The sequence below is a fragment of the Kocuria atrinae C3-8 genome (assembly GCF_000286355.1).
Taxonomy (GTDB): domain Bacteria; phylum Actinomycetota; class Actinomycetes; order Actinomycetales; family Micrococcaceae; genus Kocuria; species Kocuria atrinae_A.
Map to the genome: position 1 here is coordinate 1 of NZ_AJXN01000059.1, position 25,042 is coordinate 25,042.

At 63.2% G+C, this 25,042-nt stretch carries 13 protein-coding genes and 9 pseudogenes; 18 read left to right on the plus strand and 4 right to left on the minus strand.

What is annotated here, in order from left to right:
* Positions 1-380: 380 nt before the first annotated feature.
* The 7 genes and pseudogenes from hisS (at position 381) to YO9_RS0107500 (ending at position 9,002) form a co-directional block, all read left to right on the plus strand.
* A pseudogene (gene hisS, locus YO9_RS0107470) lies at positions 381-1,735 on the plus strand (histidine--tRNA ligase).
* A 111-nt stretch (positions 1,736-1,846) separates the two neighbouring features.
* A pseudogene (gene aspS / locus YO9_RS0107475) lies at positions 1,847-3,675 on the plus strand (aspartate--tRNA ligase).
* Between the two features lie 21 nt (positions 3,676-3,696).
* Entirely contained in the window at positions 3,697-4,932 is a 1,236-nt protein-coding gene (locus YO9_RS0107480; RefSeq protein WP_016996914.1) for an MFS transporter, read from the plus strand.
* A 46-nt stretch (positions 4,933-4,978) separates the two neighbouring features.
* Entirely contained in the window at positions 4,979-5,860 is an 882-nt protein-coding gene (locus YO9_RS0107485; protein WP_016996915.1) for a class II glutamine amidotransferase, read from the plus strand.
* A 60-nt stretch (positions 5,861-5,920) separates the two neighbouring features.
* Positions 5,921-6,373, plus strand: coding sequence for a D-aminoacyl-tRNA deacylase (gene dtd, locus YO9_RS0107490; RefSeq protein ID WP_016996916.1), 453 nt, complete (start codon positions 5,921-5,923; stop codon positions 6,371-6,373).
* Between the two features lie 211 nt (positions 6,374-6,584).
* Positions 6,585-7,958, plus strand: coding sequence for a replication-associated recombination protein A (locus YO9_RS0107495; protein WP_396350735.1), 1,374 nt, complete (start codon positions 6,585-6,587; stop codon positions 7,956-7,958).
* A gap of 123 nt (positions 7,959-8,081) precedes the next feature.
* Positions 8,082-9,002 (plus strand): DUF4862 family protein, encoded by a 921-nt coding sequence (locus tag YO9_RS0107500; protein WP_016996918.1) that lies wholly within the window; start codon positions 8,082-8,084, stop codon positions 9,000-9,002.
* A gap of 36 nt (positions 9,003-9,038) precedes the next feature.
* Here YO9_RS0107500 and YO9_RS0107505 read toward each other — a convergent pair whose 3' ends face one another.
* Positions 9,039-11,399, minus strand: a complete 2,361-nt coding sequence (locus tag YO9_RS0107505; protein ID WP_016996919.1) for an exo-alpha-sialidase — start codon at positions 11,397-11,399, stop codon at positions 9,039-9,041.
* Between the two features lie 233 nt (positions 11,400-11,632).
* Between YO9_RS0107505 and YO9_RS0107510 the strand changes: the two genes are divergently transcribed.
* From YO9_RS0107510 to YO9_RS17480, 4 genes are all read left to right on the plus strand, one after another.
* The gene (locus YO9_RS0107510; RefSeq protein ID WP_031272862.1) at positions 11,633-11,860 is read left to right on the plus strand and encodes a hypothetical protein; all 228 of its coding nucleotides are present in this window, start codon (positions 11,633-11,635) and stop codon (positions 11,858-11,860) included.
* Positions 11,803-13,107: a sialate:H+ symport family MFS transporter gene (locus YO9_RS0107515; protein ID WP_223286262.1), complete on the plus strand. Its 1,305-nt coding sequence runs from the start codon at positions 11,803-11,805 to the stop codon at positions 13,105-13,107. Before YO9_RS0107510 ends, YO9_RS0107515 begins: the two co-directional genes overlap by 58 nt.
* Before the next feature lie 82 nt (positions 13,108-13,189).
* Positions 13,190-14,323: a sialidase family protein gene (locus tag YO9_RS17475; RefSeq protein WP_223286263.1), complete on the plus strand. Its 1,134-nt coding sequence runs from the start codon at positions 13,190-13,192 to the stop codon at positions 14,321-14,323.
* Positions 14,269-14,880 (plus strand): exo-alpha-sialidase, encoded by a 612-nt coding sequence (locus YO9_RS17480; RefSeq protein ID WP_262925616.1) that lies wholly within the window; start codon positions 14,269-14,271, stop codon positions 14,878-14,880. Before YO9_RS17475 ends, YO9_RS17480 begins: the two co-directional genes overlap by 55 nt.
* A 3-nt stretch (positions 14,881-14,883) precedes the next feature.
* Here the strand turns inward: YO9_RS17480 and YO9_RS0107525 are convergent, their stop codons facing one another.
* The 3 genes and pseudogenes from YO9_RS0107525 to YO9_RS21495 all read right to left on the minus strand — a co-directional run.
* A complete protein-coding gene (locus tag YO9_RS0107525) occupies positions 14,884-15,615 on the minus strand; it encodes a FadR/GntR family transcriptional regulator (protein WP_396350734.1) in 732 nt (243 codons plus the stop codon).
* 164 nt (positions 15,616-15,779) lie between these two features.
* Positions 15,780-16,616: a sugar-binding transcriptional regulator gene (locus YO9_RS0107530; protein WP_223286266.1), complete on the minus strand. Its 837-nt coding sequence runs from the start codon at positions 16,614-16,616 to the stop codon at positions 15,780-15,782.
* Between the two features lie 56 nt (positions 16,617-16,672).
* Positions 16,673-16,828 (minus strand): annotated as a pseudogene (locus tag YO9_RS21495) (hypothetical protein); the annotation flags it as partial.
* Between the two features lie 100 nt (positions 16,829-16,928).
* Between YO9_RS21495 and YO9_RS0107535 the strand changes: the two are divergent.
* The 7 genes and pseudogenes from YO9_RS0107535 to alaS all read left to right on the plus strand — a co-directional run.
* A pseudogene (locus YO9_RS0107535) lies at positions 16,929-18,655 on the plus strand (glycerol-3-phosphate dehydrogenase/oxidase).
* 209 nt (positions 18,656-18,864) lie between these two features.
* Positions 18,865-19,514, plus strand: a pseudogene (locus YO9_RS0107540) (MIP/aquaporin family protein).
* 85 nt (positions 19,515-19,599) lie between these two features.
* Positions 19,600-21,159 (plus strand): annotated as a pseudogene (glpK, locus tag YO9_RS0107545) (glycerol kinase GlpK).
* A 223-nt stretch (positions 21,160-21,382) separates the two neighbouring features.
* Positions 21,383-22,017, plus strand: a pseudogene (rpsD, locus tag YO9_RS0107550) (30S ribosomal protein S4).
* 218 nt (positions 22,018-22,235) lie between these two features.
* Positions 22,236-22,613, plus strand: a pseudogene (locus YO9_RS0107555) (DUF948 domain-containing protein); the annotation flags it as partial.
* A 215-nt stretch (positions 22,614-22,828) separates the two neighbouring features.
* Entirely contained in the window at positions 22,829-23,212 is a 384-nt protein-coding gene (locus YO9_RS0107560) for a hypothetical protein (RefSeq protein WP_223286265.1), read from the plus strand.
* A 6-nt stretch (positions 23,213-23,218) separates the two neighbouring features.
* Positions 23,219-25,042, plus strand: a pseudogene (gene alaS, locus YO9_RS0107565) (alanine--tRNA ligase); the annotation flags it as partial.

The window sequence follows — 25,042 nt, forward strand, 5'->3', positions numbered from 1 at the left end:
GGGCGTTGCAGGGGTGGCGGGCTTCGACGGCGCTGCAGCGGGCGGCGTCGGCGTGGGTGCTGCGGCCGGGGTAGCAGGCTTGGCGGGTTTCGCCGGGGGAGTTGGCACGGGGGCCGCCTCGGGGGTCTGGGGCCGGTCGTCGGATTCAGGACGTTCTGTCACCGCTATAACTCTCTCTCCACGTCCACGACCGCGCTGGGAGGCCCGGAAAAGCGGGCGTTCGTCACACGGCGCGTGGAATCGGTCATCGATACGGCCATCCTATCGACCGGGGCGTCCTAGAATGGCACCACACACCACGACGTCGCTCGGGGCCTTTTCATGACCAGGTCCCGGATCGCGCGCCGAGACCCCGCTTTCGCACCAAGGAGAACTCACCCATGGCCCGCACCACCTCCCTGTCCGGTTTCCCCGAATGGCTTCCGGAAGAGCGGATCGTGGAGCAACACGTCCTGGATGAACTGCGCCGCACCTTTGAACTCCATGGCTTCTCGTCCATCGAGACCCGCGCCGTGGAAACGGTGGAGCAGCTGCTACGCAAGGGCGAGATCGACAAAGAGGTCTACGGCGTGTCCCGGCTGCAGCAGGACGAGGACGAGAAGTCTCCCAAGGAGGGCGCGCTCGCGCTGCACTTCGACCTCACGGTCCCGTTCGCCCGGTACGTGGTGGAGAACAACGGCTACCTCACGTTCCCGTTCCGGCGATACCAGATCCAGAAGGTGTGGCGCGGCGAGCGTCCGCAGGAGGGCCGTGCCCGTGAGTTCACCCAGGCCGATATCGACGTGGTGGGTGACGGCACCCTGGCCTTCCGCTACGACGTGGAACTGGCCCTGGTCATGATCGAAGCACTGTCACGGCTGCCATCCCGCCGTTCGTGCTGCGCGTGAACAACCGCAAGCTCGCCGAGGGGTTCTACCGCGGCATCGGCCTGGACGACGCACCCGCCGTGCTGCGCGAGATCGACAAGCTCGAGAAGATCGGCCGCGACGCGGTGATCGCCAATCTGCAGGCGAACGTGGGAGCAACGGCCAAGCAGGCGGCGTCGGCCCTGGATCTTGCGAGTATCCGCACCGAGGACACGTCCTTCGTGGAGCAGGTGCGAGCGTTGGGCGTGAGCAACGACCTGCTCGAGGAGGGCCTGACCGAGCTCGCCGAGGTCGTGGGTGAGGCCGCTCGCCGTGCGCCGGGCAAGGTCAACGCGGACCTTTCGATCGCCCGCGGACTCGATTACTACACCGGCACCGTGTACGAAACCGTGCTCGTGGGTCACGAACAACTGGGGTCGGTCTGTTCGGGCGGCCGCTACGAATCGCTCGCAACCACGGGCAAGAAGAACTTCCCGGGTGTGGGCCTCTCCATTGGTGTGACCCGCCTGGTCACGCGCATCCTGTCCCAGAACATGGCCAAGGCCTCGCGCGCCGTGCCGTCTGCCGTGCTCGTGGCCCTCAACGATGACGAGTCGTGGTCCGCCGCCCAGGACGTGGCCGGGCAACTGCGCGCCCGTGGCATCGCGACCGAGGTAGCGGCGTCGCCCCAGAAGTTCGGCAAGCAGATCCGCTACGCCGAACGCCGCGGCATTCCGTTCGTGTGGTTCTCGACCGTTCGGGAGGACGGCACCGTGACTCACGAGGTCAAGGACATCCGCTCCGGCGAGCAGGTCACCGCCGATCCCACGGCTTGGCAGCCCCCGCACGAGGACCTGCACCCCACGGTCGAGGCACCCGAGACCGCCTGAGACTTGTAGACTTTCAATCAGACTGACCTGGCCACCGAGCCGCGCCCAGCCCACCGGCTGGCGAACGCACCGGTCGAGCCAACACCCCAGACACGAAAAGGTGGATATTTCTTGCTGCGAACGCACGAACTCGGATTATTGAGCGCCCAGAACATCGGCGAGACGGTCACGCTGGCCGGTTGGGTCGACCGCCGTCGTGATCACGGTGGCGTGGCGTTCGTGGACCTGCGCGACGCTTCCGGCGTGGCACAGATCGTGGTGCGCGATGAAGCCGAGTTCCACCAGCTGCGCAACGAATTCGTCCTGCAGGTCACCGGCAAGGTCGAGCGCCGCCCCGAGGGCAACGAGAACCCCAACCTGCCTTCCGGCGAGGTCGAGGTCATGGTCGACGAGCTGACCGTGCTCAACACCTCCGCAGCGCTGCCGTTCCAGATCGACGAGCACGTGGAGGTCGGTGAGGAAGCGCGACTCAAGTACCGCTACCTGGACCTGCGCCGCCCCGAGCCCGCCCGCATCATGCGCCTGCGCTCCGAGGTCAACCGCGTGGCGCGCAACCTGCTCCACGACCAGGGCTTCCTGGAGGTCGAGACCCCCACGTTGACCCGTTCCACCCCGAGCGCCCGTGACTTCGTGGTGCCGGCTCGTCTCTCGCCCGGATCCTGGTACGCGCTGCCGCAGTCCCCGCAGCTGTTCAAGCAGCTGCTGCAGGTGGGCGGCATCGAGAAGTACTTCCAGATCGCTCGCTGCTACCGCGACGAGGACTTCCGCGCGGACCGCCAGCCCGAATTCACCCAGCTGGACGTCGAAGCTTCCTTCGTGGAAGAGGACGACATCATCGCCCTGGGCGAGTCGATCGTGAAGGCACTGTGTCGCTGATCGACGTGGAGATCCCCACGCCCATCCAGCGCATGACCTACGCCCAGGCCATGGCCGACTACGGCACGGACAAGCCGGACCTGCGCTTCGACCTGAAGCTCACCGACCTCACCGAGTACTTCAAGGACACCCCGTTCCGCGTCTTCCAGGCTCCCTACGTGGGCGCCGTGGTCATGCCCGGTGGTGCGTCCCAGCCGCGCCGTCAGCTCGATGCCTGGCAGGAATGGGCCAAGCAGCGCGGTGCACGCGGCCTCGCTTACATGCTGTTCAAGGAAGATGGCGAGATCACCGGTCCCGTGGCCAAGAACATCTCCGACGAGGAAAAGGCCGGACTGGCCGAGGTAGTGGGTGCCAAGGCAGGCGACTGCGTCTTCTTCGCCGCCGGTGAGGCCAAGCCCTCCCGCGCACTGCTCGGTGCCGCCCGCGTGGAGATCGGTCACCGCACCGGCCTCATTGACGACGACGCCTGGGCCTTCGTCTGGATCGTGGACGCCCCGCTGTTCGAGCCCGCCGCGGACGCCGTGGAATCCGGTGACGTGGCCGTCGGTTCTGGCGCCTGGACCGCAGTGCACCACGCGTTCACCTCGCCCAAGCCCGAGTTCCTGGACACCTTCGACACCAACCCGGGCGAGGCTTTGGCCTACGCGTACGACATCGTGTGCAACGGCAACGAGATCGGTGGCGGTTCGATCCGTATCCACCGCCGCGACGTGCAGGACCGCGTGTTCCGCGTGATGGGCCTGTCCCAGGAAGAAGCCCAGGAGAAGTTCGGCTTCCTGCTGGACGCCTTCCAGTTCGGCGCACCCCCGCACGGTGGCATCGCCTTCGGCTGGGACCGTGTGGTGGCCCTGCTGGCCGGCACCGATTCCATCCGCGACGTCATCGCGTTCCCCAAGACGGGTAACGGCTACGACCCGCTGACCGCAGCTCCGGCTCCCATTACGGCGCAGCAGCGTAAGGAAGCCGGCGTGGACGCCAAGCCCGAGCCCAAGGGGCAGAAGGCTGCGGCGGACAAGGCCGACGCCGATCAGGCTCAGGTCGGCGCAAAGGACGATTCCAAGTAGCACGCACGCGGCACAGTAGTTTTGCCGGCCGGCTTGATCGCCCTGGCCGGCATTGTGCTGTCTGCGTTCTCGCTTCGGCTGGCCGTGTCCGGGGTGTCACCCGTGCTTGATCGGGTGCGCGAGGACGTTGCGCTGGACGCGGCCTCCACCGGGCTCTTGGCCATGCTGCCGACCCTCGGCTTCGCGCTCACCGGTCTGCTGACCGCCGCCGCCATGCGCAAGGTCAGCCTCGAAGCACTCCTGACCGTGGCCTGCGCGCTGGCGGCCTTCGGTTCGATCGCTCGTGCCGCGAGTTCGTCAACCGCTCCGTTTCTGGGCTTTTCACTGCTCATCATGATCGGGCTGGGCATCGGTAACGTGACCCTGCCGCCCATCATCAAGAAGTACTTCCGCGAGCACATCGCCCCGCTCACCGCGATCTATTCAATGCTCCTGGGCTTGTCCACCGCGGCCGCCCCGTTCTTCGCGGTCCCGCTCGCCGACGCCGCCGGGTGGCGTTTCTCGGTTGGCTCGTGGGCAATTTTCTCCCTCGCCGCTTTTGTTCCGTGGTTGCTCATGTGGGTGAGCGTGCGTCGGGAAGGTGCGCGAGCGGCGTCGTCGGTCGTGCCCGATCCGACCCAGGCCGTGGTGAAGCCGTGGCGATCGCCGATCGGCTGGGGGCTGGTGCTGCTGTTCGTGGGGACCTCGTCCAACACGTTTTCGATGTTCACGTGGCTACCGCGCGTGATCACGAGTTACGGGTTCAGCGAGCACCAGGCCGGGCTCATGTTGGCCTACTACGCGATTCTGGGGCTGCCCGTGAGTCTGGTGGTGCCGTTGCTGGTGCGGCGGCTGTCGCGGACCACGGGGCTGGGACTGACCGCCGTGGCGTTGTACGCGCTCGGGTACCTGGCAATGTTGCTGTGGCCCAACGCGCAATGGGGTTCTTTGGATGCCATGTGGGTGTGGATCACGATCTTCGGGTTGGCGCAGGCATCGTTCCCGTTGGCGCTCACGCTCATCAACGCGCGGACGCGCACTACGGCCGGGGCGGGAGCGCTGTCCGGATTCGGCCAAGGTGTGGGATACCTGGCGGGCTGCGTGGGGCCGCTGATTTTCGGGCTGCTGTTCACGTGGGGCGGCAGCTGGTGGACGTCGTTCGGATACCTGTGGCTCATGCTGATTGCCCTGACGGCGGGGGTGCTGCTCACGGGGCATCGGCGGTTCCTGGAGGACCGCAGCGCCTCCGATCGCTCCGTTGCCTCGGCACGGGAGTAGGCTCGAAGACACGCTCACCGCGCGTAACACCTCCCGGGAGGTTGCCGTGTGCCGACTGTTCGGGCTCCACACCGGAGCACAGCCGCAGACCTGTTCGTTCTGGTTGTTGAACGCGCCCGATTCACTGTCCCGCCAGAGCCACCAGCAGCCCGACGGCGCCGGGATCGGCACTTTCGCTCCGAACGGTCTACCGCATCTCGTCAGATCCGCCCTGGCCGCCTATCTGGACCCCGACTTCGCACGGGCGGCACAGGCTTTGACCGGTACAAGTTTCGTGGCCCATGTGCGGTTCGCGACCGAGGGCGAGCTGAGCGTGGCCAACACGCACCCGTTCGAGCAGGAGGGGCGGATGTTCGCCCACAACGGGGTGATTCGCTCTCTCGATGTGCTGGACCGGGAGCTCGAACGGCGGGGAGTGGCTGACCTGGTGCTCGGGACCACGGACAGCGAGCGGTATTTCGCTCTGCTGACCTCATATCTGCGGGAATCTCCAACAGATGTGGCGCGTGCCTTGCGACTGTGTTTGACCTGGCTGGCCGAGAACGTGTCCATCTACTGTCTCAACTGCGTGCTGGCCACACCGCAGGAGGTCTGGGCGGTGCGCTATCCGGACACCAATCCGCTGTGGTACCTCTCGGGGCAGAGTGGCACGGGGTCGCACCCGGCGCCGGAAGGCTTGTCGGAGGTGCAGCTGACCTCAAGGTACTGGGCCGTGGCCGGCCTGGACCCCACGATCAATACGGTCACCGTGGTCGCCAGCGAACGCATGACCGAGGAATCGCAGTGGGAGATGATCACGCCGGGCTGGGCGTTGCATGCCGGTCCTGGGGATTCCTTTGAGCTCGTCGACCTTGGGTTGGCACCGCCGGTGCATCAGATCAGTCATGACGAGCTCGGTCATGCGGCTAGGGCGCAGGGTACTGAGTGAGGCGGTTTTCCGTGGTGTGGTGCCAGGCTCGCTGCGTGTCGGGTGTGATGAACTTGCCTCATGAGGATTGTGTTGCAAACGGTGTCCAGGGCGTCCGTCACGGTGGAAGGTTCGGTGACCGGGGAGATCACCGGACCTGGACTGCTGGCTCTGGTGGGTGTGACTCACGAGGACACTCCTGAGACCGCAAAGAAACTGGCCGAGAAGATCGCGACGCTTCGCATTCTTCCGGGGGAGAAGTCCTGCGTGGATCTCTCGGCACCCGTACTGGCGGTCAGTCAGTTCACCTTGTACGCGGACGTGCGGAAGGGCCGACGGCCTTCGTGGTCCGCAGCCGCCCCCGGGAATGTGAGTGAACCGCTGTTCGATCAGTTCGTGGAGTACTTACGTGAGGCCGGTCTGTCCGTGGGTACCGGAGTCTTCGGTGCGTACATGGAGGTCGAACTGATCAACGACGGTCCGGTGACCATCATCGTGGGCAGCGACGACCTGGACCGCCCGCGGAGGCAATGAACCTTGAGCCTTCACGCGAGCTTTCGAAGGAGCGGGCGTGCGGTGCAGTCTCAGGTGACACTTCTACCTTCCGTACGGATGTATGTCGGAACCTCCCGTTAGTCGGTGCTGTGAGCAATTCGCTGTTTGACCTGCCGACCCGGACGAGCCTGACCGGGAGGACACTCCTGCGCCCACCCGCGGCCGTGGTCGAGCCCCTTTGGCCGTGCGAATGCGTCCGCGCACGTTGGACGAAGTGGTGGGTCAGAAGCATCTTTTGCGCGCCGGATCACCGTTGCGCGTATTGGCCGGAACTGATGCGGGTCCGGCCGGGCCGAACTCCATCATCCTGTGGGGACCCCCGGGAACCGGAAAGACCACCATTGCCCACGTGATCGCGCGAGGCCACGGCACCAAGTTCGTGGAACTGTCCGCAATCACGGCGGGCGTGAAAGACGTCCGCCGTGTAATGGACGAAGCCCTCACCGACCGCGATCTGCACGGGCGCAGCACCGTACTGTTCCTGGACGAGATCCACCGCTTCACCAAGGCCCAGCAGGATGCGCTGCTCCCCGGAGTGGAGAACGGTTGGGTCATCCTGGTGGCGGCAACCACCGAGAATCCGTCCTTCTCGGTCATCTCACCGCTGCTGTCCCGCTCGCTCATGCTCACGCTGCAGCCGCTGGAACGCTCCGACATCCAAGAGCTTCTGGACCGCGCGGTCGTTGATCGACGCGGCCTCAACGGAGAGATCACGCTCGCCGACGACGCCAAGAGCCACCTGCTCGACATGGCCGGCGGTGATGCGCGAAAGGCACTGACCTCCCTTGACGCCGCAGCAGGGGTGGCCTTCTCCCACGCTCAACAGGACACGGAACCCGCTCAGAGTAGCGAGGAGGCAGAGCGTGCCGCAGACTCTCCCGAGGAAGCGGCGGCTCCCGAGGAACCGGAATCCAGCGACGTCGGCACGGTGACCATCACGCTCGAACATGCGGAAGAGGCACTCAACCGCGCTGCCGTGCGCTACGACAAGCAGGGCGATCAGCATTACGACGTGATCAGCGCGTTCATCAAGTCCATCCGAGGTTCTGACGTGGACGCGGCCATGCACTACTTGGCGCGCATGCTCGAAGCGGGGGAGGATCCGCGGTTCATCGCCCGCAGGCTCATCATCTCCGCCTCGGAGGACATCGGCATGGCCGATCCCACGGCGCTGCAGACCGCCGTGGCGGCGGCCCAGGCGGTTCAGCTGATCGGAATGCCAGAGGGCCGGATCATACTGGCCCAGGCGGTCACCCACCTGGCCACGTCGCCCAAGTCGAATGCGTCCTACATGGCCCTCAACGAGGCCGTCGCGGACGTGCGTGCAGGGAAAGCCGGGCCGGTTCCTCTGCACCTGAGGGACGGTCATTACAAGGGTGCCGCGGCCCTGGGGCACGGTGACGGCTATCTGTACGCGCACGACCAGCCCAATGGGGTGGCCAGCCAGCAGCACCCTCCGGACTCCTTGGTCGGCAAGGACTACTATCACCCCACTCCGTACGGACATGAGAAGCCGCTGTCTCAGCGAGTGGCGATCCTGCGGAACATGGTCCGTGGTGAATAGCCGGCACCTTCAGATGGTTACAGAGAATCCTTGAGCACAGGGAAGAAGCGGTAGGCACTTGAAGGCCGGGCCTAAAAGGCTGGTAATTATCGATTTTATATGCACAATTAATTCATGACGCACATGAATCAAGAGATCCTTCGCCCCGTTGTAGTGGGTGCTTACGCGGCCATTCCATCGGATCAGAAGAACCAGGAAATGTTTTATGATCTCCTGGCACGTCACGGAAAGGCCACGGCACTAGAGATTCCGTTCCGGGATGGATTTGTGGATCCGATCGAATGGTTGGCCCGGCAGATGAGAGGACGCTTCACCCGATCAGTCATCACGCTCATACCCGGCACCATGGAAAGGGTAGGTGCCAGTGGTGTTTTCGGTCTTGCATCCCCCGACGAGGACGCCCGCCGCGCTGCGATGGACTACGTCCGTGCGGCCCGGCAGTGTGCCGAGGCACTCAATCAGCTGACGGGGGAGAAGTCAGTGGAGGTCATCCACGTGCACTCAGCTCCGTCCATGAAAGCGGATGCAGCGCAACTTGGGCGATCACTTGAGATGCTCGTATCGGAGCAGCCCAACAATTCCGAATGCTCGACTCGACTGGTTTTGGAACACTGTGATGCCTATGATCCAAAAATCAAAGGTGAAAAGCGGTTTCTTTCCTTGGACAATGAAATTCCGATTGCTAAGTCATTGGGAATGGGCGTGACAATTAACTGGGGACGATCTGCCGTTGAAGCTCAAAATTCTGACCGTCCGCTGGAACATGTTCGACAATTGGTATCGGAAGGAATGCTTGAGGGATTGATGTTCTCCGGTGCGGGTCGGGACACTAATGACTACGGAGCCCCGTGGGCAGATGCACACTTACCCCTCACGGGTGACGAACCTACGTCTCTCATGGATGAGACGGCGGTCGAGCAGTGTCTGGAAGCTGCCGGTGGCGCGTGCACCTATACGGGCGCGAAAGTGCAAGTGCCAACCGGCAGCTCGATCCAGCGTCGCGTGGACATGATCCGGAACGTGACCCGTTTACTAAGGACTTAGCCGCCGGGCCACCGCGGATCGGGGGTCCGGCGCGTGTCAGCTGTCCGTACTGCGCGAGCTCGTGAGCCACGTCAACGGAAGCACACTCAAAAAGAGCCCCTGCCACTCCCGCTCCCACAAGACGGCCAATCGGCCGTCGGGAAGCTGGGCCATTGACTGATACACATGATGGCGGGGATTCAGGACACGGTTGTGCGCCCACGTGGTGCCGTCATCGAAGGACATTCTGAGGACTCCGCGGCCCCGAAAAGGCAGCATTTGGGACGCATTGGCGAACACGACTGCTTCACGGCCGTCGTGTGAGACTCGGATCGCATTCGGTTGCGAAAAAATTTCGTCAATTTGAGCGACGTAGTCCACCTCCCCCCAGCTCTGTCCACCATCCGTGCTGACAGCGTGTGCGACGCGTCCCGACGGGTGTTGATTGCGCATGTACACGTGGACTGACCCGTCACACCCCTCAACGAGAGCCGATTCGTGCAACGAGCCCCGATCATCCTCGAGCTGTCGGGAGCTGAGTTCAACGTCATCGAGTTGTCGACCGTCGTTCGGAGACGAACCTCGCGTCCAGGTGGCACCAGCGTCATCGCTGAAGATGACGGCGCATGAGAAGGTTCTCCCTTCTTCGTGGTTGTAGTAGACGGGGAAGATCAGGCGACCGTGGTGTTTGCCGCGAGTCAGTTGAATGCCATTACCGGGGGAGGTCCCGAAGAATCGCATCCACTCCTCCTTGACCTGCGGTGTGATGTCTTCCGGATCGCTCCAGGTTTCCCCATCGTCGTCGCTATGGATCAGTAGCACGTATGAGGTTCGGGCGCTCAGCAGGGATTCGTGGGGATCCTCCCCGGTGGCCAGATGAATGTTGCCAGCAGGTTGCGAGTTCTGAGTGACGTTTCCGTCCCGGGCCACGTGGTAATCGGTGGCGGTGCCATCCTCGGAAATTACCGTTCCGTCGGTTCCGAGCAGATAGCGGTTACCGTGTCGGTCGGTCAGAACCATGCGACCTTGGTCGTCATATCCGGTGCCGGGTTCCACATTGGGTTGCCCGTAGCCACCGGGGAATTGATCGATCAGGACAAAAACTCGCCCCGTGTTCGAGTCCTGCACGATCACCGAGTCAATGACGGACGCCGCTGTTCGCCCGCTTCCGGGGTATTCGAGAAGAACCTTCGCTTCCTCCCATGTGGCTCCGCCGTCCATACTGCGACGCATGACGAAATTGATGTCATTGGGACTGTCATTGGCGATGCTGACCCGCTGATCGGCACCCGCTAGGACGACACCCGATTCAAGGGTTAACAGGGCCGGAATTCGATAGCTGCGCGATCCATCCATCCCGGTGTCGAAGAGAGCTTGAGTGTGGATCGGCTCCACTGATGCCAATCGTTTGACTTGGTGATCGGAAAGTACGGAGTCGTAGATCATGGCGGACTGTGCTTCGCCGAAGAGCCGGGTGCCTTCCACATCGGCACCCACCACAACTCGTTGTACGTCTCCGATGTCACGGAAGAACGCAGTGCCAGCGGAATGCAGTGTCTGAAAACCGTCGACGAAAAGCTCGAGAGCGCCTCGTCCACTGACCAACACCACATCGTGCCAGTCACCGTCATCCCATCGGCCTCGAGCGCGGATGTCGGCCACCACGTCGTCTCCGGAAGTCACTGTGTAGGTGATATCTCCGTCTTCAATGGCAAGAGACAACCGTCCGTTCGATCCCTCTGCCTCGATGATGGTTCCGCCCTGTCCTTCACCGCGGGTGCGGTACCGTGCGCGAATTGCCCCACCGTGCAAGGAGCCGCATCGTGTGGCGTCCCGGGGCGCGAGCTCGGCCGCAGCAAACTGGATCAGGGGAGAAACGGTCAGGGATTCGGCCACGACCGCAGTGTTGGCAAGGGGTGCGCCCCAGACAGTGACCCTGGAAACCTGCATGATCCGGCGGGGATCCACCGTGAGCGAAGAAACTTCTATGTCGCTGAACCACGCGTGAACGGTGGCGGAGAAGGCCTCGTAACCATCAACAAAGAGATGCGTCCCGGTCTCGTCGACGGTGAGGGCGACGCTGTGGGGCTGCGCATCGTCAATGCCGATGGAGTCTTCCGCATCCAGTTGCCGTGTTTCATCGTTACATCGAATCCAGCCGTTTATCCTCCCTCCGGTGACTTCCAGAGTGATCCGTCCCCGCTTACCCCGGGCATCGAGAAGCGGCCCGTCAATCGTGGTGCTGAAGTCGATATGAACCGTCCCCTCCACGTCGGATCCGACCATTGACCTGCATTTCTCCAGGGAACCCGCGATGTCTGCGGTTCCTCGCCTGATATCCAAGCGGACGGGGGGAGTGGTGTTTTCGTAGCGCATCGAGGGCAACCCTTCATAGTTCGTGCGTCCCGCTTTCAGCATGGTTCGACCGATCGAACGTCGCGGGCGTTTCCATCGAGATCAGCCGTAGGATGTCTGATGTTCTCAAGTAATGTACATCACATCAAGTGCCACTCGCCGCTGGAATGCGCAGTTTTCTACGGATTTGGCCGAGGGTCTAGCGGGGTCAGTCAACCTCGTGTACCGTCTCGATGCTAAGGACATCCGACGTCCTATTTCTTATCCGCCGCCCCAACAGATCACTGGAGGTCCAGATGACGGCGCAGCCGAAGACAACGACGCAGGTGCCGTGGTGGCGGCAACTCGACAGAACTAAGTGGAAGGCATTCTTTGCCGCGTGGCTCGGAGTGGTGCTGGACGGTTACGACTACGTCCTGATTTCCTTCGCCCTGGCAGAGATCATTCGAACCTTCGACCTGACCTTGTGCAGGGCGCATCACTGGTCTCCGCCGCCTTCATTTCCCGCTGGATCGGTGGCTTGATGTTGGGCGCCTTCGGGGACCGGTTCGGACGGAGGCCGGCCATGATCGTATCGATGGGGCTCTTCGCGGTCGCGTCCGTGGCCATGGCTTTCGCCCCGAGCTACGCCTTGCTCTTCCTTTTCCGCCTCATAGTCGGTTTCGCCATGGCAGGGGAGTACTCCACATCGGCCACCTATGTGATCGAGTCTTGGCCCAAGCACATGCGCAACAAGGCCTCCGGCTTCCTGCTGTCCGGCTTTGCATTCGGCGTGATCCTGGCCGCTCAGGTGGATAAGTACTTGACTCCGGCAGTCGAGGCCTGGCATCCGGGTTGGGGTTGGCGAGCTTTGTTCCTCACGGGCATTGCTCCGATTTTCGTGGCCTTGTACATGCGCAGAAATCTGCCGGAAGCGGATGAATGGGTACAAGCGAAACGAGAGCGGACACGTGACCGGGAACCGGATGCGTTCCACGTCTTGTTCTCGGGCAAGCGCCGGATCCTGAACATCTTGGGCGCGGTGCTCGCGTCCGTGGCTCTGATGTTCATTTTTGCCACGGACCTGGTGCCGGGGTGGGCAGTTGTTGTCCTTGCCGTGGTGCTGGCTGCGATCTTCATAATTTTCATTGCCCAGTTCGACCCCAAGCGATGGATTATCGGCGTCGCGATCATGGTCACGATCTTCGCGTCGTTCATGTACACCTGGCCGATTCAGGGACTGCTCCCGACCTACCTCGAGGGTGTGGGTTATGACCCCGGAGCTGTCAATAACATTGTGACTTTCGCAGGTCTGGGCAACGCCATCGGGTACATCGTTGCGGGATTCGCGGGCGATGCCATCGGTATGCGGCGCTGGTACGTCATCAGTCTGTTCATTTCGCAGACCCTCGTTTTCCCGCTGTTTGTTCAGGGCGGTGAATTCGTGATCCTCGTTTCGGCTCTTCTCTTCTTCAACCAGATGTTCGGTCAGGGAGTTTCCGGTCTACTGCCCAAGTGGGTCGCGAGTTACTTCCCGGTGGAAAGACGCGCTGCCGGGTTGGGATTCTGTTACAACGTCGGCGCGCTCGGTGGTGCGGTAGGCCCATTCCTCGGAGCAAATTTGGCCAATACCTACGGCCTGGGAATGGCGTTGGCGGTTCTGTCCGTCGGATTCGCCCTCATCGTGATCTTGTCCATCGGGCTGAATGTGCCACGTCGACTTCAGAGCATGGTGAACCGCGACGCGGTCCGGCCCGAAGACGGCAATGACGAAATAGTCGATCAGGCCTAAACAGACCATCTTGTCGGGGAGAAATCACGTGGCCGGTGGTCCGGTCTGATTCTCGACCTTTACAACGGACGAGGTACACATCATGAACAAAAGAATTGAACGCCGAACTTTTCTCGGATCATTAGGCGCCCTGGCGAGTCTGGGTCTGGTCGGAGGGGAACGTATGTTGAGCCCCGCGGTCGCGGTCCCGAAATCGCACGCCATGGCTGTGCTGCACCGTGGCATCGTGGATTCCCGTTTCTTCCGCATCCCGTTCTTGCTGGCAACTCAGTCCGGCGGGCTCATCGCCGGATCTGATGCCAACCGATCGACCACAGGGGATTCGGCCGACAACATAGATGCAGTGATCCGTGTTAAATCCCGGGCCGGAGAGGGGAGTCTGGCGGAAGGGTGGTCAATCCCTCACGTTCTTGCTCCCATCGATATGAAGGACTTCGCGTCGAATTCGGAGTATGCGCAGGAAAGTGCCTCGGTCATTGACGGGGCGATCGTTCAGGACCGGGGCACCGGGCGCATTCTGCTGTTGATCGACCTGTTCGCCTGGAATGGCGGGGTGTTCGAACATCTCAACGTTCTTGCGGACAGGAGTGTCCGCGGTGGGCGCACTCGGCCCTTTCCCCTGGGCGACGGTTTTGCCAACGTCTCGGGCAGACCGATGCTCCTGCTGTCGACACAGAATGTCACCGGTGATGCCGACGGCAAGATCGGAAACATCAACTTGAACACCGACCGCTCCAAGTTCGCCATGGTTGCCGATCTGGATGGTGAGCGAGATGCCGACGGTCGGGTGAGGATCTTCAATCTTGTGGGAACGCCACGGCCATATAGTGAAGCGGGCGTTGACGATTCCAACTTGAGTCTTGGTGAGCCCACTGGATTTACGCTTGACAATGATTTCGTGGTGCATCGCCACGGCCAAGCATTGACCGTGCCCCAGGCGGGGACATCCGTTGCCGTTCCGATGAGGATTTTCTACAAGAAATCGGTTTTGCAGGTCTACAACACCAGCCATATTGCGCAGGTATTTTCGGATGATGACGGACAGACCTGGCAGATGGGCGACTGGTCACGCACGAATTCCGTTCACCTGACTCGCGCTACAGCTTGCTGGCACCCGGTCGGTGTATCCAAATTGAGCAGGGCGTGCATGCGGGCCGTCTGGTGGTACCGATCTATACGCAGATGGCGACCGGGATTGAGGCCGTTGCGGTGGTGAGCGACGACGGCGGCGCGAGGTGGACACGAGGCGAACCCGTTCCAAGCGACGTCGCCATGCACGAGACGGCGATCATCGAGGCAGCACCGGGTGTTCTGCGGAGTTTCCACCGACATGCGGCGAGCACCGGAGGAAAGGTGCTCAGCGCCGAGAGTCTGGATGGTGGAATGACGTGGTCGAAACCGCAGTCTGCCTTCGGCGACCTGGGTGCGGGCGTCTCATGTCAGGTTTCGGCATTGTCCTTGCGGCAACGTCTCGTCTCGAAGGAGACCGGAGAGCGGCTGCCAGCCCTTGTGGTCATTACCCCCATGGACCGAGCGCGCAAGCATGGAGTGGCCCACCTGGGAGTAGTGCACACGGCCGACGATGGAGAGACACGAACACGTGTGGAATGGATCAGTCACGTGGAAATCACGGATCCCACCACGCTATTCGCCTACTCGTCCGTGGATCAGCTGCAAGACGGACGACTTCTTGTCCTCTTCGAATCGTCGACAACGCAATCGTGGGCCGATGGTCTGCAGGCCATGTACTTGCAGGAAATCCGCCTGCCCTGACAGTTAGGAATCGTGTTCGGCCAATGCCCGCTGGAGAGGTCGGTAATGCTCACGTACCGCCTCCCGGTAGGCATTGGCGTCGGCCGCCTTGAGCGCATCGAGCATCGCCTGGTGCGCCCGCACAGTGTCCAGAATGTCCCGAGCGGGTCGGATCCCTAATTCGGGCAAGGCTGCGGTGTGCACCTCCCAGAAGGCCAGGACCAACTGATGAATCAACTCATTGCCCAACGGAGTCAGCAGGGCCGAGTGGAATGCTGAATCGTCCTCAGCGAAGGACTCTCCCGCGTGGGCGCGCTGTTCCATTCGCTGAACAATGGCTTCCAGCTCGGTGTGATCCACCGTGCGGTGAGCCTTGATCAAATCATCAGTGATGAACAGATCCAGCGCGATGCGCACCTGCACCACTTCCCGTAATGTGCGCAGGTCGTTGTGGAGGTTCATGCGTGCCCGAAACATCAATCCCGAGATCAAGGGCGCCAGGGACATCTGTCCCACGAACGTACCGTGGCCGTGTCGCACGTCCACGATGTCGAGTGAAGCCAGAACCCGAATGGCTTCGCGGATGGACGAACGGGACACACTGAGGGCCTCTCCCAGTTCGACTTCCGTCGGCATGGGATCGCCCGGGCGGAGTCCTTGCGAAATGATTATTTCTTGGACCTGATCGGCAACCACCGGACGAGTTTCGTTCCTTGAGGCTTGGCTCACCGTTCTCCCCCGATCGGATACTGCCACACCTGCGGGCTCAACCCCTGACGATCCGAGAAAACCGTTTCCGCATGTGATGGCTCATTAAGATGTCTGACGTTGAACTCTAGATGAGGCGTTTCGTCTCAAGCAAACACACCGTGAAGTAGCGGTTCCATGACGACGCTAACGTTGATGCCTCCCGTGATACATCAGACGTTGGCGGTCGGTCCGGGCGGTTCGAGATGGTCCAAAACCACTTTCGCCGTGAGGTCGTCGATGACCAGATCGGTCACGGCTCCGGAACGCAGCGCACCGACGATCCCTCGCACCTTGTGTCGACCGGAGACCACACACAGACGCCGGGGAATCCGCGCCAGGTCGGACGGAGTAGGACCGGAGGCCCTGCGGTTGACGTCAATATCCGCGTAACTTCCGTCCTCGCGGATGAAGACCGTGCAGATGTCGCCGACCACGCGGTTCTCGTTGAGGCTCCGCAGTGCCGCCTGGGTGAAATGTCCTTCCGTGTACACCTGGGACAGCACGGGACCGTGAAAGGCACCCACACTGAACACGGCCAGGTCCACGGCCGAGCGGACGGCCAGGATGCGCCGGACTGAGGACTCTTTCCACAACAGGGTGCGGGTCTCTTCCAGGTCGAAGAACGCCGGCGTGGGGAACGGGTAGAGCTCCGCGTTGAAGGCCCGGGCCATGGTCGAAAGCAGGGGAGCGGACGTCCCCGTCCCCGTGGTGCGCGGACCCGCGGCCCCGTTGAGCTGGACCACCGTGACGTCCTGGACGTGGGACTGTCCTAGATGGGCGGCAATCGCGGATGTGGTGGTACCCCAGGCGACACCGAGGATCGAACCGTCCGTGACCCACTCCGCGAGCAGGTTGGCCGCGTAGCGGGACGCGGCCTCCAGCCGTTGGCCACTGTGCGAAACCCGTTGCGTCCCCGCGATGTGCGCTGTGACTCCGAAGAGGTCGTTGAAGCGCCGGGACAGGCGATCCGGCGGATTCTCGGGCGGCCGCAGCGAAATCTTGACGATGCCCCGGCCTTGGCCTCCGAAAGCATCCGCGACACGGTGGAGCGCGAGATCCCGAACCGGTCCGCGACCGCGCCCATGGTCATGTCCTGGACGTAGTAGAGCTCCGCGACTTGATAAAGCAGTGAATCGTCGTGCATGGCCCCTTCTCCTGACTGCACGTATGTGCAATTAGGTTGAGCATACGTGCATTGAGGGGGCATGGTGGTGCGCATAACTCGGCAATGGGACGTAGATCACATGTCCCGCCGTAGCGTTGTCTTTTAAGAATCCACGCAGCACACCCGTACGCACAGGTTGAATGAGGTAGATCCCGTGAGAACCACAGTCTTGAATCCCGAATCCCGCCAAGCCGCTCTGCGCGAGATGGCCAACGGTCCGGAGCTGGACGTCCTGGTGATCGGCGGTGGTGTCACGGGTGCGGGCGTCGCTTTGGATGCGGTCACTCGCGGCCTGCGCACCGGCATCGTGGAAGCGCAGGACTGGGCCGGTGGCACGTCCCGGTGGTCGTCCAAGCTGGTTCACGGCGGGCTGCGTTATCTCCAGCAGCTCGACTTCAAACTGGTCACGGAAGCCCTTCACGAACGTGAGCGACTGCTCTACACCCTGGCGCCGCACCTCGTGAAGCCAGTGCCGTTCCTCTACCCGATCCTTCACAGGGTGTGGGAACGCCCCTACGTGACGGCGGGCATCGGGCTCTACGACACGCTCGCACACGTCGGTTCCAAGGTCGCCTCCATGCCGTTCCACCGTCATCTCTCCGAACGCGGAGTTCAGAAAGCATTCCCCAGCATCAAGCCGGGTGCCATGGTCGGCGCAGTCAAGTACTGGGACGGCCGCGTGGATGACGCGCGCCTCGTGCTCACTCTGATCCGCACCGCCACCGGCTACGGCGCGCTCGCAGCCTCCCGCACCAAGGTCACAGGGCTGATCAAGAACGCCGACGACGCCGTGGTCGGCGCGCGGGTCACGGACCTCGAGACCGGCGACAGTTTCGAGATTCGGGCCCGTAAGGTCATCGCGGCCACGGGTGTGTGGACCGAAGAGACCCAGGACATGGCCGACACGGACGGTGGACTCAAGGTCCTGGCGTCCAAGGGCATCCACATCGTGGTTCCCCGCGAGCGCATCAAGGGCGAGGTGGGCCTGATCCTGCAGACCGAAAAATCGGTGCTGTTCGTGATCCCGTGGGAGCACTACTGGATCATCGGAACCACCGATACGCCCTACGAACAGGACATCTCCGCGCCCGTGGCCACGGCGGCGGACATCGACTACGTGATCGAGCACGCGAACGTGGTGCTGGACGATCCTCTGACCCGCGAGGACGTCATCGGCAGCTTTGCCGGTCTTCGTCCGCTGCTGCAGCCGGGGGTCAAGGACGGTACGGAGACCGCATCCACCAAGGTCTCGCGCGAGCACACGGTGCAGAAGTGGTTCCCGGCCTGATCTCCATTGCCGGTGGCAAGCTGACGACTTACCGCATCATGGCCCAGGACGCCGTGGACTTCGCCCTGGGTAAGGACCGCGCCAAGGACTTGCCCTCCGTGACTGAACGGACCCTGTTGCACGGCGCCGACGGCTACGTGCCCCTGACACGGCAAGTGGAGCAGATCAGCGACCGCTTCGGGTGGACTCCGGACATGGTCGAGCATCTGCTGAATCGCTACGGCTCGGCGATTTCGGAGATCGAGGCCATCGTGGACGAACAGGCAGATCTTGCTGAACCCCTCAAGAGGGCCCCGGATTACGTGCGTGCCGAGATCGTGCAGGCCGCCCGCAACGAGGGGGTCCTGCACCTGGCGGACGCATTCCAAACACGCACGCGCATGAGTTACGACCAGCCCGACCACGGGCTCGCAGTGGTCGATGAGGTGGCCGACTTGCTGGCTCAGGAACTCGGCTGGGATGCCGAGCGCAGAACCAAAGAAGTCCAGGCTTACCGAGACCTCTGCGCGGCCGAGGACGCCGCCGCGGAGACCACCGACGACACGGCAGCTGCAGCGGCACGCGCCGCGGCGCCGTCGTTGAACTCCCTGTGAGTGGAAGAACCAAGGTTCCGGATGTCCACGGAACCACCGGTGAACCCGAATAACCCCACGATCCACCGGTCCGCACGGACCTCCTGAAGAAAAAACGAGATTGAAGGAGTCATTCAATGACTGCATTGACGGCGCTGCTGCCGATGGAGACAGCAGCAGAAGTGGTGCCTCTGGGCACGGTGTTCTGGTCCGAAGTGCTGGGTACCGGCATGCTGACTCTGCTCGGTGTCGGCGTGGTGGCCAACCACCTGCTGGGTAAGACCAAGGGCAATGCCGGCGGCTGGCTGATGATCAACTTCGGTTGGGGCCTTGCCGTGTTCGCCGGTGTGTTCGTGGCGTGGCAGTCCGGTGCTCACTTGAACCCCGCTGTGACGGTAGGTATTTGGGCTTCCGGAGCGGATGAGTATGCACCGGGCGTGGCCGTCACGGCGGCCTCGACTCTGGTGTACTTCGCGGCCGAATTACTGGGTGGTTTCCTGGGCGGCGTTGTCGCGTGGATCGCGCACAAGCAGCACTACGACGAACCCCTGGATCCCGCGGCGAAACTGGGCACCTTTGCGACAGGACCGGAGATCCGCTCGTACGGGTGGAACGTGGTGACGGAGGCTATCGCAACCTTCGTGCTGGTGTTCGTGATCCTCATGTTCGGCGGAACGCCTCGGGTCTGGGCCCGCTGGCCGTGGCTCTCATCGTGGTCGGTATCGGTGCCAGCTTGGGCGGCCCCACCGGCTACGCCATCAACCCCGCGCGTGACCTCGGTCCCCGTATCGCGCACGCCATTGTTCCCATCAAGGCAAGGGCGGCAGCGACTGGGGCTACGCCTGGGTTCCGATCGTGGGCCCCATCCTGGGCGCACTGATCGCCGGCGGCGTGTTCCAGATCTTCCCGGCCACTAATTTCTGATCCACGAACTACCCACCACAACGATGTGAGGAGTTTTCATCATGACCAAGCGAGCGAGCACCAAGAGCAAGAAGGACAACGGGGGTAACGAACCCCAGTACGTGATGGCCATCGATCAGGGCACCACGAGTACCCGCGCCATCATCTTTGATCATTCGGGCAATATCGTCAGTGTCGGACAGCAGGAGCACAAGCAGATCTTCCCGCGTGCTGGCTGGGTCGAACACGACGCCATGGAGATCTGGCGCAACGTGCGCCGCGTCGTGGCCGATGCGCTGGCGGAAACCGAACTCACCAAGGACGACATCGCCGCGGTGGGCATCACCAACCAGCGTGAAACCACGGTCGTGTGGGACCGCAACACCGGTAAACCCGTCTACAACGCCATCGTGTGGCAGGACACCCGCACCCAGGCGATCGTGGATGAATTCGCCAAGAACGGGGGAGTGGACCGCTTCCGCAAGCGCACCGGCCTGCCCCTGGCCAGCTACTTCGCGGGTCCCAAGATCAAGTGGATCCTGGACAACGTGGACGGCGCTCGCAAGAAGGCCGAGGCCGGCGATCTGATGTTCGGCACGACCGACAGCTGGCTCGTCTGGAACATGACCGGTGGCACCAACGGTGGTGTGCACGTGACGGACGTCACCAACGCCTCCCGCACGCTGCTCATGAACATCGAGACCCTCAACTGGAACAAGGACCTGGCGGACGCCATGGACGTTCCGATGTCCATGCTTCCGGAGATCCGCTCCAGCAGTGAGGTCTACGGCAAGGGCCGTTCCCGCGGCTTTGTCAGCGGTGTTCCGATCGCCGGCATCCTGGGTGACCAGCAGGCGGCCATGTTCGGCCAGACGTGCTTCAAGCCCGGTATGGGTAAGAACACCTACGGCACCGGCAACTTCCTGCTCATGAACGTGGGCGAGGAGCCCGTGCAGTCGGACAACGGTCTGATCACCACGGTCTGCTACCAGATCGAGGGAGAGAAGCCGGTCTACGCACTCGAGGGTTCCATCGCCGTGACCGGTTCCCTGGTGCAGTGGGTGCGCGACAACCTGGGTCTGATCAAGGACGCCAAGGAGATCGAGGGCCTGGCCAAGGACGTGGACGACAACGGTGGCGCGTACTTCGTGCCCGCGTTCTCCGGCCTGTTCGCCCCGCACTGGCGCCCGGACGCCGCGGTGCCTGGTGGGTCTGACCCGCTACGTGCGTAAGGAACACATTGCCCGCGCAGTGCTGGAGGCCACCGCCTACCAGTCCCGCGAAGTGGTCGAGGCCATGAACAAGGACTCCGGCCAGGACCTCGTGGAACTGCGCGTGGACGGCGGCATGACCGCCAACGAGCTGCTCATGCAGTTCCAGGCGGATCAGCTGAACGTGCCGGTCATCCGACCCAAGATCACGGAGACACTGCGCTGGGCGCGGCCTACGCTGCGGGTCTGGCAGTTGGTTTCTGGACCGATCTGGACGAGATCACCGAGAACTGGGCCGAGGACAAGCGCTGGAAGCCCAACGGCAAGACCGAGGACAACGACAAGCTGTTCCGCAACTGGGGCAAGGCTGTGACCAAGTCGTTGGACTGGGTGGACCAGGACGTCGACTGAATCGGCTATAGTTGATCGCTGGCTGGCAAGCTGCGCTCAGTCATGACCTCTTCACCGTGGCACCCTCACGGTCGGGTTCATCTGAGCCAGCTGTAGGAAAGACGGATTGCGGCTGATCCGCTCCTCTCCCGCCCGGGACCGATTCCCGTGCGACGGAGGCCAGAACCACACAGATCGGTTCACGCACCACCGTGCGTGCGCCGTCGACCGCATGAAAGGCAACATGGCTAACAACGCATTGCGTGCGCGCCGTCAGGTGCGCAAGTCCCGCGCCCTCGGTATCGCACTGACCCCGAAGGCCGAGAAGTACTTCGAGCGTCGCCCGTACGCTCCCGGTGAGCACGGTCGTGCCCGCCGCAAGCAGGACTCGGACTACAAGGTTCGTCTGACCGAGAAGCAGCGTCTGCGCGCTCAGTACGACATCCGCGAGAAGCAGATGCACCGTGCTTACGTGGAGGCCAAGCGTCAGGACGGCCAGACCGGTGAAAACCTCATCGCTCTGCTCGAGACTCGCTTGGACGCCCTGGTGCTGCGCGCTGGTTTCGCTCGCACCATGGCCCAGGCCCGCCAGGCCGTTGTCCACCGCCACATCATGGTGGACGGCCAGCGCGTGGATCGCCCGTCGTTCCGCGTGCGCCCGGGTCAGATGATCCACGTGGTTCCGCGTTCCGAGAAGATGGTTCCGTTCCAGGTGGCCGCTACCGGCGCCCACCAGGATGTCCTGCCCGACACCCCGGGTTACCTGGACGTTGCGATCGATCGTCTGCAGGCAACGCTGACCCGCAAGCCCGAGCGCTCCGAGGTCCCCGTGACCTGCGAAGAGCAGCTCGTGTCGAGTACTACGCTCGTATGGCGTAATGCTTTTCTCACGCTCGTCCGTTTTCGGGTGAGTGACGCACACAGCCCGCGGCTTCCGGCCGCGGGCTGTGTGTGTTTTCCAGGGCGGCTGACCGGGCGGATGAACCGCAAGCCCCCAGCAAGGTTGGGTAGAGTTTCTCTTCGGTTGTGCCACGAGATCCAGCAGGTCTTGGCGCAGCCGACAGCCAGGACAAACAACGAGAGGTACAGGTCGCCCCATGGACGGTGGAGATATCGCGGGACTCATTGCCGCGGGCGTGTTTGCGGTGCTCGTGGGCTTGTTGGCGGTTCCGATCGTCAAGCTCGGTCGCGTATTCGATGAACTGCGCCTGACCATCCGTTCGCTCAATGACGGCACCACGCCCTTGATCGACGAGGTCACCCGCACCGTGTCCACTACCAACACTCAGTTGGAAAAGGTGGACGGCATCACCTCTAACGTCTCGGACGCTTCGGCCAACGTCTCGGCGCTCTCCTCCCTGGTCGCGTCCACGGTGGGTCAGCCGCTCATCAAGGTCGCGTCGTTCTCGCACGGCTTGCGCCGAGCCTTCACCCCCCAGCAGGGTCCCGGCTCCACCGGTGCCCAGCAGGCGGGTGCTTCACCCTCCCCACAACCACACCACCGCCGACGGCGCTCCCGGCCCGACCAGCGCCACGTCACCAACCGCAGGCCCCACCTCGGAGCCCACGGCTCCCCAGCAGCCGGCATCCGAGCGAACCACCCGGGTGAACGATCAAATCTGAGCTCCACCGGAGCATCGCATTGGCCCGAGCCACGTGAAGTGTTGAGTCGGACCCGAAGGGACAAACCATGGGAATGTGGTCCAAGCTGGCGCTCATCGCCGCCGGTGCCATCGCGGGAAGCGTAGCCACCCGCGTAGCCAACAACCCGCAGGCGCGAGAGGCGATCGCCGGGCAATTGGAGCGGCGTCGTAGCTCCGAAGTGCAGTTGCGCTCCGGTTCGGCCGTGCAACGCCTGCAGGCCGTGGGCGGGTACCTGCAAGAATTCGCGGCGCGCGTGAAGTCCGGAATGAACGAACGCGAGGCCGAATTGCGCGAGCAGTTCGGCGTGCGCACCCCGGTCGACCACACCGCCAACCACCCAGGCTCGAGCGCCACACACTGTGGTGGGCACCCAAGACAACGTAGAATCCACCGAGATCATCCATCGCGGTCAATCGTCAGAAGGAAATAACCGGTAATGCTCTCACACGAGATCACCCAACGCTGGCTGAGCTATTTCGAAAGCCAGGGTCACAAAGTAGTGCCGTCCGCCTCGCTGGTGTCCAACCAGCCGGGCGCGATGTTCACGATTGCCGGCATGGTGCCGTTCATCCCGTATTTCCTGGGACAGGAAACCGCGCCCTACCCGCGCGCCACCTCGATCCAGAAGTGCATCCGCACCCTGGACATTGACGAGGTCGGGAAGACCGCGCGCCACGGAACCTTCTTCCAGATGGCAGGCAACTTCTCCTTCGGCGACTACTTCAAGGAAAAGGCCATCCCCATGGCCTGGGAACTGCTGACCACCCCGCTGGACAAGGGTGGATTCGGGCTGGATCCCGATCGCCTGTGGGTCACCGTGTACGAGGGTGACCAGGAGTCCTACGATCTCTGGCGCGACGTGGTCGGCATTCCGGAAGAGCGCATCCAGCGCATGGGCCGCGACGAGAACTACTGGGACACCGGTCAGCCGGGTCCCGCCGGCCCCGACTCCGAGATCTTCTACGACCGCGGCGCCCGCTACGGCAAGGAGGGTGGACCGGCCGTCGATGACGACCGTTACATCGAGATCTGGAACCTCGTGTTCATGCAGTACCAGCGTGGCGAGGGTAACGGCAAGGACTACGAGATCCTCGGCGACCTGCCCAAGAAGAACATCGACACCGGCCTGGGCGTGGAGCGTCTCGCCATGTTGCTGCAGGGCGTGGAGAACTTCTACGAGACCGATCAGGTCCGTCCCGTGCTCGACGCCGCCGCCAAGCTCTCCGGCCGCACCTACCGCGGTACCGAGAACGCGGAGCAGGAAGGCTACGAGGACGACGTGCGTATGCGCGTGGTCGCCGACCACATTCGTTCCTCGCTCATGCTCATCGCGGACGGCGTGACGCCGGCCAACGAGGGCCGCGGGTACATCCTGCGCCGCCTGCTGCGCCGTGCGGTGCGTTCCATGCGTCTGCTGGGCGTCACCGACCCGTGCCTGCCGGTGCTGCTGCCCGCCTCCCGGGACGCCATGAAGGGCGTGTACCCGGTGGTCGCCGACGATTTCGACCGCATTTCCCGCATCGCGTACGCGGAGGAAAAGGCGTTCCTGAAGACCATCGAGTCCGGTACGGCACGTCTCGAGCACGCAGTGACCCAGGCCAAGACCGAGAAGCGCGTGGTCAGCGGTGCGGATGCGTTCGCCCTGCACGACACCTTCGGCTTCCCGATCGACCTGACCCTGGAAATGGCCGCCGAGGCCGGCGTCTCCGTGGATGAGAAGGCTTTCCGCGGTCTGATGACCGAGCAGCGCGAACGCGCTCAGGCGGACGCCCGCGCCAAGAAGGGCGCCATGGCGGATCTGTCCGAGCTGCGCCGCATGCTCGACGACCACGGTTCCGTGTTCACCGGTTACACCGAGCTGGTCACCCAGACCTCGGTGCGTGCCGTGCTGTCCGAGGGCGTGACCGTTCCCGCCGCCAGCGCCGGGGAGCAGGTGGAGATCGTCCTGGAGGAAACCCCGTTCTACGCTGAGGCCGGTGGCCAGGCGGCTGACCAGGGTGTCATCGAGGGACCGGATTTCTCCCTGGAGGTGCTGGATGTCCAGCAGCCGGTCAAGGGACTGTCCGTGCACCGCGTCAAGGTCACTTCGGGTGAGGTCACCCAGGGCGCCGCCGTGACCGCGCGTGTGAACTCCCGCCGCCGCCACGACGGCGAGGCCGCCCACTCGGGTACCCACGTGGTGCACGCCGCCTGCACGAGGTGCTCGGCCCGGACGCCGTGCAGCGCGGTTCCTTCAACAAGGAGGGCTACCTGCGCTTCA